This window comes from Cupriavidus sp. USMAA2-4 (assembly GCF_001854305.1).
In the GTDB taxonomy this organism is placed as follows: domain Bacteria; phylum Pseudomonadota; class Gammaproteobacteria; order Burkholderiales; family Burkholderiaceae; genus Cupriavidus; species Cupriavidus malaysiensis.
The window spans coordinates 2868157-2883797 of sequence record NZ_CP017749.1 but is presented as its reverse complement, the minus strand read 5'-3'; the positions used below and the strand labels follow the sequence as shown (position 1 = coordinate 2883797).

Annotated in this window: 9 protein-coding genes and 1 riboswitch; of the genes, 2 read left to right on the top strand and 7 right to left on the bottom strand. The window is 72.6% G+C overall.

The genetic code is table 11. From position 1 onward, the window contains the following. Window positions 1-9: 9 nt before the first annotated feature. Entirely contained in the window at window positions 10-921 is a 912-nt protein-coding gene (locus tag BKK79_RS32570) for an enoyl-CoA hydratase (protein ID WP_198173360.1), read from the bottom strand. Window positions 922-1195: 274 nt separating this feature from the next. Continuing rightward, window positions 1196-1484: riboswitch (cobalamin riboswitch) on the top strand. A 303-nt stretch (window positions 1485-1787) separates the two neighbouring features. On the opposite strand from BKK79_RS32570, the gene BKK79_RS32565 reads away from it, so the two are divergent. Further along, window positions 1788-2858 (top strand): HoxN/HupN/NixA family nickel/cobalt transporter, encoded by a 1071-nt coding sequence (locus BKK79_RS32565; RefSeq protein WP_071020398.1) that lies wholly within the window; start codon window positions 1788-1790, stop codon window positions 2856-2858. 202 nt (window positions 2859-3060) lie between these two features. Beyond that, on the top strand, window positions 3061-4023 hold the full coding sequence (locus BKK79_RS32560) for a serine aminopeptidase domain-containing protein (RefSeq protein ID WP_232346370.1): 963 nt from the start codon (window positions 3061-3063) through the stop codon (window positions 4021-4023). 182 nt (window positions 4024-4205) lie between these two features. Here the strand turns inward: BKK79_RS32560 and BKK79_RS32555 are convergent, their stop codons facing one another. The 6 genes from BKK79_RS32555 to BKK79_RS32530 all read right to left on the bottom strand — a co-directional run bounded on the left by BKK79_RS32555 (window position 4206) and on the right by BKK79_RS32530 (window position 15639). Next, on the bottom strand, window positions 4206-4448 hold the full coding sequence (locus tag BKK79_RS32555; RefSeq protein WP_071020400.1) for a type II toxin-antitoxin system Phd/YefM family antitoxin: 243 nt from the start codon (window positions 4446-4448) through the stop codon (window positions 4206-4208). Window positions 4449-4599: 151 nt separating this feature from the next. Then, entirely contained in the window at window positions 4600-5166 is a 567-nt protein-coding gene (locus BKK79_RS32550; protein ID WP_198173359.1) for a vWA domain-containing protein, read from the bottom strand. A 92-nt stretch (window positions 5167-5258) separates the two neighbouring features. Continuing rightward, window positions 5259-6419: an ATP-binding protein gene (locus BKK79_RS32545; RefSeq protein WP_071039910.1), complete on the bottom strand. Its 1161-nt coding sequence runs from the start codon at window positions 6417-6419 to the stop codon at window positions 5259-5261. 6 nt (window positions 6420-6425) lie between these two features. Next, entirely contained in the window at window positions 6426-10226 is a 3801-nt protein-coding gene (cobN, locus tag BKK79_RS32540; RefSeq protein ID WP_071039909.1) for a cobaltochelatase subunit CobN, read from the bottom strand. Window positions 10227-10236: 10 nt separating this feature from the next. After that, window positions 10237-11331 carry a cobalamin biosynthesis protein CobW gene (gene cobW, locus BKK79_RS32535; protein ID WP_071039908.1) on the bottom strand — a complete coding sequence of 365 codons (1095 nt, stop codon included), beginning with the start codon at window positions 11329-11331 and terminating at the stop codon, window positions 10237-10239. 189 nt (window positions 11332-11520) lie between these two features. Continuing rightward, window positions 11521-15639: a cobaltochelatase subunit CobN gene (locus BKK79_RS32530; protein WP_071039907.1), complete on the bottom strand. Its 4119-nt coding sequence runs from the start codon at window positions 15637-15639 to the stop codon at window positions 11521-11523. Window positions 15640-15641 lie beyond the last annotated feature (2 nt).

Here is a 15641-nt window from a genome sequence, read left to right as displayed (position 1 = left end):
GGCCTCCGCTCAGCCGCCCGCCGCCTGCGCGCGGCCGCGCTGCTGCACGGCCTCGCGCCGCCGCGCGATCTCCTCGCGCGGCATGGCCTGGCTCCACGCGCTGGAGCGCCGGCGCTCCAGCGCCAGCGCCTCGCCCAGCGGCAGCGCATAGCCCTCGTCGATCAGCTGCTTCATCTCCGGCAGCATCTCCGGCACCGCCGACAACAGGTCTTCGGCGAGCCGCCGGGCGGCCGGCAGCAGCGTCTCCGGCGCCACCACGCGGTTGACCAGGCCGATGCGTTCCGCCTCCTGCGCGCCGACGAAGTTGCCGGTCAGCGAGATCTCCTTGGCCCGGGCCAGGCCGACCAGCCGGCTCAGCTTCTGCGACAAACCCCAGCCCGGCACGATGCCCACGCGTGCGTGCGTGTCGGCGAAGCGTGCTTCGGTGGAGGCGATGAGCATGTCGCAGGCCAGCGCCAGCTCGAAGCCGCCGGTGATGGCCGCGCCATTGATGGCACCGATCACCGGCCCCCGGAAGGTGCCGAGCACGCGCACCGGATCGCTGGTGCTGACGAAGGCCGACAGTTCGCGCCCGGCCGCCAGTTCCTTGAGATCCAGCCCGGCGCAGAAGGCACGCCCGCTGCCGGTCAGGATCAGCACGCGCACACGCGGATCGTCGCGCAGCGCCGCCACCGCCTCGGCCAGCGCCCGGCACAGCGCCACCGACAATGCGTTCATCGCCTGCGGCCGGTTCAGGGTCAGCACCGCATAGCCGGCCGGATCGATCTCGACCAGCACGGAAGCCGCCTCACTGTGCTGCCCGGGGTCTGTGGAATGCGTTTGCGTCACGATGCCTGCCTCGCCGAAGACGGAAGCGGGCATGCGCGACGGCGTGCCGCCGTTCGCCGGCGCACGAAGTCCTGCGCCCGCGGGCGCCCGCATGCCTGTCTCCTGGTGGATCCCGCCGCCTGGCCTGGCGCCGGCGGTCTGTCTGCCGGCCCTGGCCGGTTACGACGATTCTCGGCAGCGCCCCGGCGCCGGGCGTCGTCCGAAACGACGATTTGGCGGCTCGGGGGAACACGAACCGGGCCGCGCCCGCCCCACTCTGCAAGAACACAGGCCGGCAAGGCCGGCGCCGCCCGGCCCGCCATGGCGCACCGGAGCGCGTGGCACGGCGCTGGCGGCATGCGCCACCCGCCATTACAATGCGCGTGATTTACCGATCACGATGACAGGTGCCCGCGCCACGCCAGCGGCGCGGGTTAAACGGGAAACAGGTGCGCCAACGCCAATGGCTTGAGTCTTGCATGCGCGGACTCAGGACGCTGGCGGCAATGCCTGTGCTGCCCCCGCAACGGTAAGCAGGTCAAGGGATCGCCACGCCGGCCTGGTGCCGGCAGCCACTGCGCGCCAGCGCGGGAAGGCGGCCATCCCCCACGCGCACGCGGCGCCCACCGCGCGCATCGCCTGCCAGCCCGGATACCGGCCTGACTTCGACCACCGAAGCCGCGGACGGGCGGCCGGGTGTCGTGCCGGGCCCTGCCGCGGGGCAGCCCCGGGGCATGCCCCGCGCACGGCCGCGGCTTCATCGTCCTTTCCGGCACCATTTGCCACGCCCGGGCGGGGATGCCCGGGCACGACACGATGAAGACAGACCGCAAGCCAGCCCCTTCGGCGCGCCGCCCGCGCGCCCAGCACACCCCGCCGCCGTCGCGGCGCTTCTCATGGCCTCCCTGCCTGGGCAGGCATGCCCGCCCCGCTTCGGCACCGTCTCTTCGCTCCCTGACCCCGCATCTGCCCTGCGCCCCATGCCAGCCCACCCGTTCCGCCTGATCGCCAGCATCTTCAATGACGAAGCCACCGACGTGCGCCGCAAGACCGTGGCGCTCTACGCGATCCTGATCGCCGCCAATGCCGGGGCCTGGATCTGGGCCCTGGCCGCCTTCCGCGACCACCCGGTGCTGCTGGCATCCGCCGTGCTGGCCTATACGCTGGGGCTGCGCCACGCCGTCGACGCCGACCATATCGCGGCCATCGACAATGTCACGCGCAAACTGATGGCCGAAGGCAAGCGGCCGGTCGCGGTGGGCTTCTTCTTCTCGCTCGGCCATTCCACCGTGGTCACGCTGATGTCGATCGGCATCGCCATCGCGGCGGCCGCCCTGCAATCGCATTTCGGCGAGATGAAGGCGGTCGGCGGCCTGATCGGCACCAGCGTCTCGGCGCTGTTCCTGTTCCTGCTGGCCTTCTTCAACCTGCTGATCCTGGTCTCGGTCTGGCGTGCCTTCCGCGCCGTCAAGCGCGGCGAGACGCTGCGCGCCCAGGACCTCGACCTGCTGCTCAACGAGCGCGGCGTGCTGGCGCGCTGGTTCCGCCCGCTGTTCCGCCTGGCCAGCCGCAGCTGGCACCTGTTCCCGATGGGCCTGCTGTTCGGCCTGGGCTTCGACACCGCCACCGAGGTGGCCCTGTTCGGCCTCTCCGCCGCGGAAGCCGCCAAGGGCGTGCCGTTCTGGACCATCATGGTGTTCCCGGCGCTGTTCACCGCCGGCATGTCGCTGGTCGACACCACCGATGGCATCCTCATGCTCGGCGCCTACGGCTGGGCCTTCACCAAGCCGATCCGCAAGCTCTACTACAACATGACCATCACGCTGGTCTCGGTGATCGTCGCGGTGGTCATCGGCGGCATCGAAGCACTCGGCCTGATCGCCGACAAGCTCGGCCTGGAAGGCGGCCTGTGGGACGTGGTCGGCGCGCTCAACGCACATTTCGGCATGCTGGGCTATGTGATCATCGGCGTGTTCGTGCTGAGCTGGCTGGTCTCGATGGTGGTGTACCGCGTGCAGCGCTATGACGAGATCGAGGTGAAGCTGGGGTGAATGCCATGACAAAGCCGGCGTGCAGGTGGAGAGGAAGCAGCCGCTCCCGGAGCCGGTGCGATGCCGCCTGCGGCATGGTGCGGAACCATCTCAAGATGACGCGGGATACCTCCCAAACCGCGGCAATGTCCGCGGCTCCCGCTCCGCGGCGGCCTATAGTAGTCTCCCCCTTCGACGACAGTTCCATGCCCTGGGAGAACCGGTGAAATCCAAGCTGCGGATACTTGCCTGCGCGCTGGCCTGCCTGCTGCAGTCCGCATGGGCACAGGCAGAGGAAGCGGACCGGGGCCAGGACCTGGCCCGTGCGGACGGCTCGCGGATCCGCTTCTACCTCGACCAGCGCGAAGCCTCCGCGCAAGCGGACCAACTGCTGGTGGTGATCCAGGGCTCGGATTGCAACAGCGTGACCCGGGTCGAGGCGATCCGCGCCTACATCGCGCGGGTGATGCCGGCAGCCGACATCCTGACGGTGGAGAAGTACGGTATCGATGCCAGCCTGCCCTACAGCGACGATCCCGCACGCGCGGATTGCCCGCTTGCCTATGTTCGGCACGACAGCCTCGCACAACGCGCCGCGGACCTGGACGCCGTCATCGCCGACGTGCTGCGCCGGCACGGCTATCGCCAGGTGGTGGCCCTCGGCGGCAGCGAAGGGGCCGTGGTCGCGCACCTGCTGGCGGCGCGCTCGGATCGCATCTCGGCCACCATCGCCTTCAATGGCGGCGGCCGATGGTTCCTCGACGACGTGCTGCACAGCATCGCCAGCGCGCCCGGCACCCCGCGCGAGAAGGCCGAATCGAAGCGGGGCATGCGTGCCTTCGCCCGCCATGTCCGCACCGCCACGCCCGCGGCGCGGGCGGCAATCGCGGCCAGCGGCCACGGCTACCGCTGGTGGCGCGACGCGCTCGACACGGATCAGCTGGCCGTGTTGCAGGCGAGCCGCTCTCCGGCCTTGATCATCCAGGCCGGCGCCGACGATTCCGTGTCCCCCGAGGCCGTGCTGGCCATGGTTGCCCGGCTCCATCAGGCGGGCAAGCGCAACATCACCTACAAGACCTATGCGTCGCTGGACCACCGCTTGCGCGGGCCCGATGGACAATCTCACATGGCCGAGGTGGTGGACGACATGGCCGCGTGGCTGCAGGACGCGGGCATCGTGCCGTGATGCCGAAGGTCAATACATCCGGCCCGGGCGCTCACGACTCCGGGCCACCGCCCGGGATCGGCATGCCGATCATTCGAACACTGCGCCACCGGCATTGCGCATCGCCTCTGCCAATGCCACCTGGGCCGGATCCGCGCTCTGGAACAGCCAGGCAAGGGCCATGGAGGCATCGAGCACCAAGGTCATCGGCGGCCTTCCTCGACCCATTGTTCGAGCGTGTCGGGAGCGACATCGACTAGGCGCTTCATCGAGCGCATTGCCGCCACGGCCTCCTCACGGCTGTGGCGTGCGTTGTCAGCGCTCGGCACCAGATCCGCAATCGGGCGCCCACGCTGGGTAATGGTGAATCGCTCGCCTTGCTCCACCTTCCGAAGCAACTCGGGGAGCCTGGTCTTGGCATCGTAGGAACCGACTTCGACAAACATGCTGACCTCATCTGGTCTACAGACTGGTCTAGCCTATCAGGTTCGAGGCAGGAACAGCGCTGGATGGTGCCTGCGTCAACCCGCAAGAAAAGCTCTAAGAAGCACTTACCGCAAGACCCCAGGGCGGCAGTCCTAGCGGCCGATCAGCCGGTCAGCCGATCAGCCGATCCGCCACCAGGTACTCCCCCTCCCAATCCTCCGCCAGCCGCCGGCAGCGCCCCAGCGGCACCGCCTGCCGTTCGAAGTCCACCACCATCACCGCATCCGCCCAGCGCGGACGCGCCGGCTGCTCGCTGCTGCGGCCATCGCTGAGCAGCCACAGCCAGCGCTGCTGCGCCGGACGGCGGCGCGCGGCTTGTGCCAGCAACCGGCCGGCGCGCTCCGTGCCGAGCGCCAGCGGCGTGCCACCGCCGCCGGCGATGGGGCGGATCCAGGCATCGCTCCACGGGCGGGCCCGCGCCGGCTGCAGGCGGACTTCCGCGCTGCCGCCGCCGAAGCACACCAGCGCCACTTCGGCGCGTGCCTGGTAGGCACGCTCCAGCAGGCGCAGCAGCACACCCTTGGCCAGCGCCAGCCGTTCGCCCGGCAGCATCGACGCCGAGCAGTCCAGCAGGAAGCAATGCAGCACGCCGCCGCGGGCGGCGGCTGGACGCCAGCGCAGGTGGCCGCGCGCGAGCGGCTGCGTGCCCTTGGCCGCGAGCGTGCGCGGCCAGTGCACGCGGGAGCCGGGCAGGATGCCGGGCGCGGGCAGGCGGGGAGCTTGCCACCGGTGGCCGCCGCGCCGGATCCCGGCGTCGGCGGCCTGGTGGCTCAGGCTTTTTTTGGCGGGGCGTCCTTGGCGTAGGCCGGGTCCTTCAGGCGGGTGAAGGGCGCCACCGGCGCGACCGCCGCCGGCGCCACGGCCGTGCCTGCGGCCGGCGGCGGCATGGCGCCCCAGGGATTGCCCTCCGGATCGGGCTGCCAGCCGCCGGCAGCGCCCGCGGGGGCTTCGCCCTGCCCTGGCGCCGGGCGGCCAGGAACGGCCGCTGCGGCCGGATGGCCGTCTTGCCCGCGATCGCGTCCGCTCCCCTGCCCGTCACCCTGCCCGTCATCCTCCCCATCACCGGCCGGAGCCGGCGCGCCGGCCTGGCGCCGGTGATGCAGCACCAGCTCGGCCACGCTGTCGACATGTGCCGTGGAGATGGCGGCATCGCCCTGCAGAGCCGCCAGCGCGCGCGCCGCGCGCAGCATGACGAGGTCGGCGCGCAGCCCGTCGACGCCTGCCGCCAGGCACAAGGCACTGACCCGCCCATGCACGGCATCGTCGAAGCGCAGCGCCGCCAGCCCTGCGCGGGCACGCGCGATCTGCGCCACCAGCGCCGCCTGGCGCCCCGCCACCGCGGCGCGGAACGCCGCCGGATCGGCATCGAAGGCCAGGCGCGCCTTGACCACGGCCTGGCGCTGCGCGGCGTCGGTGAGGTTCTCCAGCATCAGCGCCAGCCCGAAGCGGTCCAGCAACTGGGGTCGCAGCTCGCCCTCTTCCGGATTCATGGTGCCGACCAGCACGAAGCGCGCCGCATGCTGGTGCGAGACCCCGTCGCGCTCCACCACGTTGACGCCGCTGGCGGCGGCGTCGAGCAGCAGGTCGACCAGGTGGTCGGGCAGCAGGTTGACCTCGTCCACGTACAGCACGCCTTCGTGGGCGCGCGCCAGCAGGCCGGGCGCAAAGCGCACCTCACCGCCGCGCAGGGCGTGGTCGAGGTCGAGGCTGCCGACCAGTTGCTCTTCGCTGGCGCCGAGCGGCAGGGGCACGAAGCGCCCCTGCGGCAGCAGCTCCGCGAGCGCGCGCGCGGCGGTGGACTTGGCCGTGCCGCGCGGGCCGCCGACCAGCACGCCGCCGATGCCGGCATCGACCGCCGCCAGCATCAGCGCGCGCTGCAGCCGCGCCTGGCCTACCAGGGCGCTGAATGGAAAGGGTTGGGGCAGGCTCATGGTGACTCAGCTTCCTTCCAGGCGCTGCTCGGCATCGAGCAGGTGCGCCTCGAGCTGCGCGCGGTAGGCGCCGGGCTCCTGCCAGAGGCCACGCTGCATGGCTTCGAGCAGGCGCTCGCAGATCGCGTGCAGCGCGCGCGCATTGTGTTGCGCCAGGAAGGCGCGGTTGACGGGATCGTTGAGGTAGGCGTCGGCCACCAGCGCGTACTGGTGGTCGGCCACCACGCGCGTGGTGGCGTCGTAGCCGAACAGGTAGTCGACGGTGGCGGCCATCTCGAAGGCGCCCTTGTAGCCGTGCCGGCGCACGCCCGCCAGCCACTTGGGATTGACCACGCGCGCACGGATCACGCGGGCGATCTCCTCGCCCAGCGTGCGCACGCGCGGCGCCGCGGGATGGCTGAAGTCGCCATGGTAGAGCGCCGGCTGCGCGCCGCCGAGGTGCCGCACGGCGGCCGCCATGCCGCCCTGGAACTGGTAGTAGTCGTTGGCATCCAGCAGGTCGTGCTCGCGGTTGTCCTGGTTCTGCACCACGGCGTCGAGCCCGGCCAGGCGCGCGCCGAAATCCGCGCGGGCCTCGATGCCGTCGGCGCGCTGCCCGTAGGCGTAGCCGCCGGCCTGCAGGTAGGCATGGGCGAGATCGGCATCGTCCTGCCAGCGGCGCGCATCGACCAGTTCCTGCAGGCCGGTGCCATAGCCGCCGGGGCGCGCGCTGAACACGCGCCAAGCCGCCCGCTCGGCCGCCTCCGCGCCGTCCAGGCCCTGCGCCTCGAGGCGGGCCTGCTCGGCGCGCACGCGCGCGCCGAGCGGATTGACCTCGGGGGGCTCGTCCAGCGCGGCCACGGCGCGTACCGCCGCGTCGAACAGCTTGACGAGATTGGCGAAGGCATCGCGGAAGAATCCCGACACGCGCAGCGTGACGTCCACGCGCGGGCGCCCCAGCACGGTGGCCGGCAGGATCTCGAAATCCACCACGCGGTGGCTGCCCGGCGCCCAGCGCGGGCGCACCCCCATCAGCGCCAGGGCCTGGCCGAAGTCGTCGCCGCCGGTGCGCATGGTGGCGGTGCCCCAGATCGACAGGCCGATGGCGCGCGGGTAGTCGCCGTGTTCCTGCAGATGCCGTTCGATGAGCTGGTCGGCGGCGCGCAAACCCAGTGTCCACGCCATGCGGGTGGGCACGGCGCGCGTGTCCACGGAATAGAAGTTGCGCCCCGTCGGCAGCACGTCGGGACGGCCGCGCGACGGCGCGCCGCTCGGGCCCGGCGGCACGAAGCGGCCGGCCAGCCCGCGCGCGAGCTGCGTCAGCTCCTGTTCGCCGCAGGCGTCCAGGCGCGGCAGCACGTCGCCGCCCAGCCGCGCCAGCACCTGCGCGGTCCAGGGCAGCGCCGCGGGCGCGCCCCTGTCCTCGGCGTCGAGCCCCGCCAGCAGTTCCAGCGCAAGCGCTTCGAGACGCTCGCGCGTGTCGCCATGGTGGCGCCATGGCTCGCCGCTGACCGCCTGCAGGGCCGCCGGGCGCGGGCCCTGCCACGGCGCCGCCCAATCGGCGTCGAGCGGGTCGAAGCCCGCGCCCAGGCCGAGGTCGGCGGCCAGCGCGGTCAGCAGGCCGGCCTGCGCGCCCTTGCCGTCGCCGGCCGGGAAGCGCGCCAGCGCAGCCAGCGTGTCGCGCCGCTGGCGGCCCTGCGGCGACTGGCCGAAGACGTGCAGGCCGTCGCGGATCTGCGACTCCTTCAGCTCGCACAGGTAGGCATCGGTACGCCGCAGCAGTTCATCCTCGTCGGCGGCGGCTGGCTGTCCGTCGAAGCCCAGCTCGCGGTGCAGCTGCTGGCCGACGATGCCCGCCAGGATCTCCTTGCGCAGCAGCCGCGCGCGCCGCGGATCGACCGCCAGCGCTTCGTAGTACTCGTCCACCAGCCGTTCCAGGTCCTGCAGCGGGCCATAGTTCTCCGCGCGCGTCAGCGGCGGCATCAGGTGGTCGATGATGACGGCCTGCGTGCGCCGCTTGGCCTGCGCGCCTTCGCCGGGATCGTTGACGATGAAGGGGTAGAGATGGGGCAGCGGCCCGAGGATGGCATCGGGCCAGCAGGAAGGCGACAGCGCCACGCTCTTGCCGGGCAGCCACTCCAGGTTGCCATGCTTGCCCACGTGCACCACGGCATCGCAGCCGAACACCTGGCGCAGCCAGCAGTAGAAGGCCAGGTAGCCGTGCGGCGGCACCAGTTCGGCATCGTGGTAGCTGGCGTAGTCGTCGACACCGTAGGCGCGCGCGGGCTGGATGCCGATGAAGAGCCGGCCGCTGCGCACGCCCGCGATCATGAAACGGCCCTGCCGCACCATCGGATCGGCCGCCGGTTCGCCCCAGCGCGCCGAGATGGCGGCACGGCTGCCTTCCGGCAAGGTGGCCAGCCACGCCTCGTAGTCGTCCAGCGCCAGGCTCTGGAAGGCGGGGCGCAGCGCGTGCTGCGCCGGGTCGTTGGTGATGCCGGCGGTAAGGCCGCGCAGCAGCGCGGCGCCGTCGGCGGGCAAGGCGCCGGTGGTGTAGCCCTGCTCGCGCAGCATGGCCAGGATGCGCACCATCGAGGCCGGCGTGTCCAGCCCGACGCCGTTGCCGATGCGGCCTTCGCTGGCGGGGTAGTTGGCCAGCACCAGCGCCACCCGCTTGTCGGCATTGGGCAAGCTGCGCAGCCGGCACCAGCGCCGCGCCAGCTCGGCGACGAAACGCCCCCGCTCGGCGTCCGGCTGGTAGCGCACCACGTCCACCTCGGTGTGCGGGCAGCGCCAGGCCAGGCCCTTGAAGCTGACCGCGCGCGTGATGATGCGGCCGTCCACCTCGGGCAGCGCCACCTGCATGGCCACGTCGCGCGTACCCAGGCCCTGCTCGTCGGCAAGCCAGTCCTCGCGATTGCCGCCGCTCAGGATCAATTGCAGCACCGGTGCGTCGCCGGCCAGCGGCGCTTCCGCCTCGGCGCCACCATCCAGCGAGGCCACCGAGAAGGCCGTGGTGTTCAGCACCAGCGCGACCGCATGTTCCGCGCACAGGTATTGCAGGACCTCGCGCGCCAGCGGTGCCTTGAGCGATGTGACCGCCAGCGGCAGCGGGCACAGCCCGGCTGCCAGCAGGGCCTCGGCCAGGGCCTCGAACACCTCGGTATTGCCCGCCTGCAGGTGGGCGCGGTAGAACAGCAGCGCCACCACCGGCGCGCCGGCCACGCCGCGCTCCCGCCAGGTGCGCTGCCAGTCGGCCGCGGTCGCCACGCCGTGCGCCGGATGGTAGAGCGCAGCCTCCGGCAGCGCCTGCGGCGGCAGCGCCGGCGCGCCCAGGCCGAAGGCGTGGTGGGCCAGGCAGCGGTAGAACTGCTCGGCGTTGGCGGCACCGCCCTCGCGCAGGTATTGCCAGAGCGCATGCGACAGCGCCGCCGGCGCATTGCCGCGGCGCGCGAGGTTGGCGTCCTCGGCCAGGTCACCCGACAGCATCACCAGCAACTGGCCGCGCGCACGCGCCAGTTCGGGCAGCCGCTCCAGGCCATATGACCAGTCGCTGCCGCCGACCAGGTGGTCGACCACCACCACGCGCGCGTGCTGCAGCACCTCGTCGACGTACAGGTCGAGCGAGGCCGGCTGGCGCAGGTACATCTGGTTGGCCAGCCGCACGCTCGGGTAGCCGGGCCCCAGGCGCGGATAGACACCGGCCAGCAGCGACAGTGTCGTATCGGCCGCGCTCAGGATGACGATCTGCGCCGGCGTCTGCTCGATGCGCAGCACGCCGGCCCCGTCCTCGACGAAGCCGCCGGGCCGGGTCGACAGCAGGTGCATGCGGGTGCCCTCAGGCCGCTGACGATACAGGGGCCGCGGGCGACGCGGCGAGAGCGGCATCCAGCGCGGCCTGCAGCGCTTCACGCTCCAGGTCAGCGCCGATCAGCACCACGCGCGTGGCTGCCGTCTCGTCCTGGCGCCAGGCGCGGTCGAAATAGCTGTCGAAGCGCCGCCCCACGCCATGCAGCACCAGCCGCATGGGCTTGCCCGGCAGCGCCGCGAAGCCCTTGACGCGGTAGATCGTATTGCCCTCCACCAGCGCCTGCAGGGCCGCCAGCAAGGCTTCCCGCTCCACCGTGCCGGCCTCCACCACCACCGAGTCGAACTCATCGTGGTGATGGTCCGCGTGATCGCCATCCCCGGCCGAGCCGTGGTGGTCGGGGCGCAGGTGGATGGTGGTCTCCGACGCGCGCTGCAGCCCCAGCAGCAGTTCCAGGTCGAGGCGCCCCGACTGCGCGGGCACGATCTTGACCTCGGCCGGGATCTCGGGCCGGATCAGCGCCTCCACCGCCGCGCGTTGCGCCGCATCCATCAGGTCGGTCTTGTTGAGGATGACCAGGTCGGCACTGGCCAGCTGGTCCTCGAACAGTTCGTGCAGCGGCGATTCGTGGTCGAGGTTGGGGTCGGCGCGGCGCTGGGCATCGACTGCGCCCGGGTCGGCGGCGAACTGTCCGGCGGCGGCGGCCGGGCCATCCACCACCGTGATCACCGCGTCGACGGTGAAGGCATTGCGGATGCTCGGCCAGTTGAAGGCCTGCACCAGCGGTTTCGGCAAGGCCAGGCCGGACGTCTCGATCAGCAGGTGGTCGATCTGGCCGCGCCGCTCCAGCAGCGCTTCCATGACCGGGAAGAATTCTTCCTGCACGGTGCAGCAGAGGCAGCCGTTGGCCAGTTCGTAGAGCTGGCCGTTGGCCTCGCCCGACTCGTCGCAACCGATGCCGCAGCCCTTGAGGATCTCGCCGTCGATGCCGAGCTCCCCGAACTCATTGACGATCACGGCGATGCGGCGGCCGTCGGCATGGTCGAGGATGTGGCGCAGCAGCGTGGTCTTGCCGCTGCCGAGGAAGCCGGTGACGATGGTGGCCGGGATCTTGCTGGTCTGCATGCTGGGACTCCACGGGCGCCGACACACGGGCCCGAAGGCGGGGAATGGATCGATCGGATCGAATGGATCAGGGGAAGGGGCGCGCGGCGCGGGAACGCGGGGTGCCGCCGGCCGGCGAAGGCGACCAGAATAATGACATCGCCGCGGACTGTCCACCCCGCCTGCGGCATGGGCGCGGCGGCGCGCCGCTCACGGGCGCCGGCGCCGGCCGCGCCGCCACTCGGCCAGGGCCCCGGCGCCGATCGCCAGCAGCATCAGCGCGCCGACGCCGAGCGCGCCTGCCGCGCCGCCGGCAACGGGCCGGGCCGGCGCGTCGAGCCGCAGCACGCGCGTCTCCATCACCTGCCCGCGCACCGGCGTGCCGCGCGCGGCCGGCCGCGGCGGATCGGCCGCCTTCGCCGCGGAGCGCGGCGGCGCGACGGACTGCCGGCGCAGCGCCTGCCGTGTGTCCCTCGCCTGCCGCGCCGGCACGGCCTGCCCGCCCCGCGCCGCCCCGGTGCCCGCGGGCGCGGCGGCAGGTCCCGCCGCGGTCGCCTGCGCCAGCGCACCGGCAAAGCGGCGCATGGCCTGCGCGTCGGTGTCCGCCGCGCGCCCGAGCCCCTCGATGTAGCGCATCAGCGCCGGATTGCCGCAGGTGTTGGCCGAGCACGAGAGCCCGTCGCGCGCCACCGATGCCACATAGCGGCGCACCATGTCGGCGCGCTGCGCCGCGCTGAAGCGGTAGCTGCCCTGGCGGTCGACTTCCAGCAGCCGCGACAGGATCCACTGCTGGGCGTGCGGATTGCTGGCGCGGAAGAAGGCCTCCATGCCCAGGCCTTCGCTGTCGGCCACGTAGACGTCATAGGTGCGCTGCCAGAACTGGCCCGACATCTGTTCCGGCGTGGCCGCCTGGAAGCCGTACAGGTGCTCGATCTCCTTGAACATCTCGCGCGCGCCGGCATAGCCGGAGGCCTGCATGGCGGCGATCCACTTCGGGTTCCAGTTGCGCGCGTTCAGCTCGGTGGCCAGCCAGGTGCGGGCATCGAGGGTGCGCGCCTCGCCGGCCGTGCGCAGGTTGTGCAGCCAGAAGGCCGGCGCCTGCCCGCCGGCGGCGCGGGTGGCGGCTGCCAGCCCGCCCGCGTACTGGTAGGTGTCGTCGTTGTCGAGCGCGCCGTACAAGGTGCTGGCGCGCGAAAACAGCACCGCCTGGTTGTCCTTGAGGTGGCTGGCCAGCGCCTGCGGCGCGCTGGTGCCCCAGCCCTCGGCCGAATAGGCGAAGTTCATGTAGCGCAGGTACTGCGCCGCCACCGCATCGGGCGCCTCGGTGTCGCGGCTCTGCTCCACCATCTGCGACACGCCGATGGCATAGTTGCCGGGCTTGGCGGCGAACACCCGCGCGCGCGCCAGGCTGCCGGCCAGGCCGGCCTCGGTGCCGGCGGCAAGCAGGGCGGCCGTCACGGCCCGGTCGTGCCGGCTCAGCGCGTTGTCGCCGGCGGCGGCGGCCAGGCGCGCCGCCTTGTCGAGCAGGGCGACCTTGTCGCCGAAGCCGTCGCGGTAGATGCCGGAGATGGTGAACAGCACGTTGACGCGCGGCCGCCCCAGTTCGGCGTCGGGAATCAGGCGCACGTCGTCGACCACGCCGCGCGCGTTCCACACCGGCTCCACTCCCATCAGGTAGAGCGCCTCGCTTTCCAGCGCGCCCTGGTGGCGCTCGGTCTCGCCGTACCACAGCACCATCGAGACCGACTCCGGCAGCCTGCCATGTTCGCGCTGGTAGCGCCCCAGGGTCTGCCCCGCCAGCGTCTTGCCCAGTTCCCACGCGGCGCGGGTGGGAATCAGGGCGCCATCGAAGGCGTGCAGGTTGCGCCCGCTCGGCAGGCTCTGTGGCGTGCGCACCGGATCACCCAGCGGTGCGCTGGGCAGGTAGCGTCCCGACAGCACCGTGACCAGCCCGTCGAGTTCGTCGCGCGGCGAAGCGCGCAGCGCGGCCAGCCACAGCCGGCCCGCCGCCACGGCCTCGGCGGCCTTGGCGGCCAGCGGCGGCGGCAATGCCTCGGCCGGTGCCGCCGGCTCGCGCCCGGCCACCAGGTCGGCCGCCCAGCGCGCGAAGGCGGACGGCCCGATGGCCTCGGCTTCCTGGCTGCTGAAGCGTCCGGCCAGCATGGTGGCCAGTCCATCGCGCTGCGCGGCCTCGTCCGGCAGCCCGCCGAGCGCGTGGATGCCGAGCGGGATCGGCTCCGCCTCGACACGGTGCAGGAAGGCATGGACGGCGGGCTCGATCTCCTCCCAGGGCGCCTCGCTGCCGAGTCCGAGCTGGCGCTCGAGCCCGAGCGCGCGCACCTGCGCCAGCGCCTGCTCGCGGTACACCCGCGCCAGCTCCGGCGAGGTCTCGCGGGTCGCCTCCTCCTGCTCGATGGCCTGGTCCAGCCCGGCCAGCGCCGCAGGCCAGCCGGCGCGGGCCAGCAACGGCGCCAGGTGGCTCACCAGCACCGCCGCGCCGCGCCGCTTGGCCTGGATGGCCTCGCCACCGCCATCCTGGATGTAGTAGTAGGCATTGGGCAGGTCGCCCAGCAGCACTTCCGCGCTGTCATCGCCCGCCTGCGCCACCTGCTTGCCCGGCAGCCACTCCAGCGTGCCGTGGCGGCCCACGTGCACCATCGCATCCGCGCCGAAGGCATGGCGGTACCAGAGATAGGCGGCGATATAGGAGTGCGGCGGCGGCGTCACTGTATCGTGGGTGGTGTCCATCGACCGTTCGAAGGTGGAGCGCAGCGGCTGCGGGCCGAGGAAAAGCTTGCCGAAGCGCACCCCCGGGATGACGAAGCCCAGCCCGCCCCGCCCGTCGTCCGCCAGCATCAGCGGGTTGCGTTCGGGCGGCCCCCAGGCGCGCAGCACCGCGGCGCGGAAGGCCGGCGGCAGTTGCGCGAACCAGGCGCGGTACTGTGCCAGCGGCAGCACCGTGAGCCGGCCCTGCCCCTGCATGCGCGCCAGCTCGCCGGGCGACCACGTCTCGACATTGCGCCCGCTCGCCTCCAGCAGCGCGGTCAGCGTCGCCGTGTCCGGCAGGTTGTCGCCACTGTCGTAGCCGGCCTCGTGCAGGCGTTGCAGGATAGCGCGCAGGGAAGGCAGCGTGGCCAGGTAACTGGCGCCGATATTGCCGCGCCCGGGCGGGTTGTTGTAGTACAGGATGGCGATGTGCTTGTCCGCCGCGGGCTTGTCCTGCAGCGCCAGCCAGCGCCGCACGCGCGCCACCGCCGCGTCGACGCGCTCGGGCACGGCGGCGCTGGCGCGGGCCCCGCCCACCTCCTCCTGGGTGGAGAACAGGATGGGTTCGCTGGCGCCGTTGCGCTCCGGCGTATTCAGCAGCATCGGCAAGCGTTCGCCGGCGATGCCGCGCACGTCGGCCTGCCAGGCCGCCCGGCTGTCGCGTGCGGCGATCAGGTTGAGCGCGTGCAGGCCCTGGCGCTCCAGCCAGGCCTTGTCCGGGTCGCGGCTGATGGTCAGGTTGAGCGCCAGCAGCAGGCGCAGCGGCGTGCGGCCGTCCTGCGCGAGCCAGCGGTCGAGGCTGGACAGCGGCCAGCCGAACACCGGCACGGCGCCGATGCCGGCGCGTTCGAGCGCGTCGACCAGGGTGTCGATCTGGGCCAGGTCGCCCTGGCGGAAGTTGGTGGCATAGAAGGCGATACCCACCAGCGGCGCGCCCGGCCCCGGACCCGCCTGGCGGTACCAGCGCAGGTAGGCATCGAGGCTGTCGAACGGTCCCGGTGCGCGCGGGTGATAGATACCCGCCGCCGGCGCCGGCCGCACCGGCGGCACCACCAGCGCGGCTGCCGCGCCCGGCGGCTGGCTCGCGGCCGCCACATAAGCCAGGAAGCCCGCCAGGTTGTCGCTGCCGCCGGCCTCCCAGTACGCCTGCGCGGCCGTGCCGGCGGCGCTGTCCAGTTCGATGCCCCAGGCGGCCTGCGCGCTCTGCGCCGGCGCCGCCAGCACCAGCGCGCCACGCTGGCGCGCGCGCCGCACGCCGTCCGCCATGCGGCGCAGCACGTCGACCGGCGCGTAATAGGCGTAGACCACGTCGGCCGCCTGCAGGCGGGCCGCGTCCGGTGCCTCGGTAGTGAAGTCAAGGCTGGCCACCTGCCCGCCATGGGCGCGCTGGAAGGCCGCCAGGGCGGCGGGCAGCAGGTGAGTGTTCGGTGTCACCACCAGCACGCGCACCGGCGCCGCGAAGGCGGCGGGCAGCCACGCCAGCCAGAGCAGGCAGGCCAGCCATGCCAGCCACCGGCCCGGGCCGGCCGCAGGATGGCGGTATGGAGGAAGCCCCTGCGGCACGG

Bases quoted from the DNA above. Each gene is read 5' to 3' on its own strand.
- BKK79_RS32565 (WP_071020398.1), top strand. From the start codon at position 1,788: ATGCCAGCCCACCCGTTCCGCCTGATCGCCAGCATCTTCAATGACGAA.
- cobW (WP_071039908.1), bottom strand. From the start codon at position 11,331: ATGCAGACCAGCAAGATCCCGGCCACCATCGTCACCGGCTTCCTCGGC.
- cobN (WP_071039909.1), bottom strand. From the start codon at position 10,226: ATGCACCTGCTGTCGACCCGGCCCGGCGGCTTCGTCGAGGACGGGGCC.
- BKK79_RS32545 (WP_071039910.1), bottom strand. From the start codon at position 6,419: ATGAGCCTGCCCCAACCCTTTCCATTCAGCGCCCTGGTAGGCCAGGCG.
- BKK79_RS32555 (WP_071020400.1), bottom strand. From the start codon at position 4,448: ATGTTTGTCGAAGTCGGTTCCTACGATGCCAAGACCAGGCTCCCCGAG.
- BKK79_RS32570 (WP_198173360.1), bottom strand. From the start codon at position 921: ATGCGGGCGCCCGCGGGCGCAGGACTTCGTGCGCCGGCGAACGGCGGC.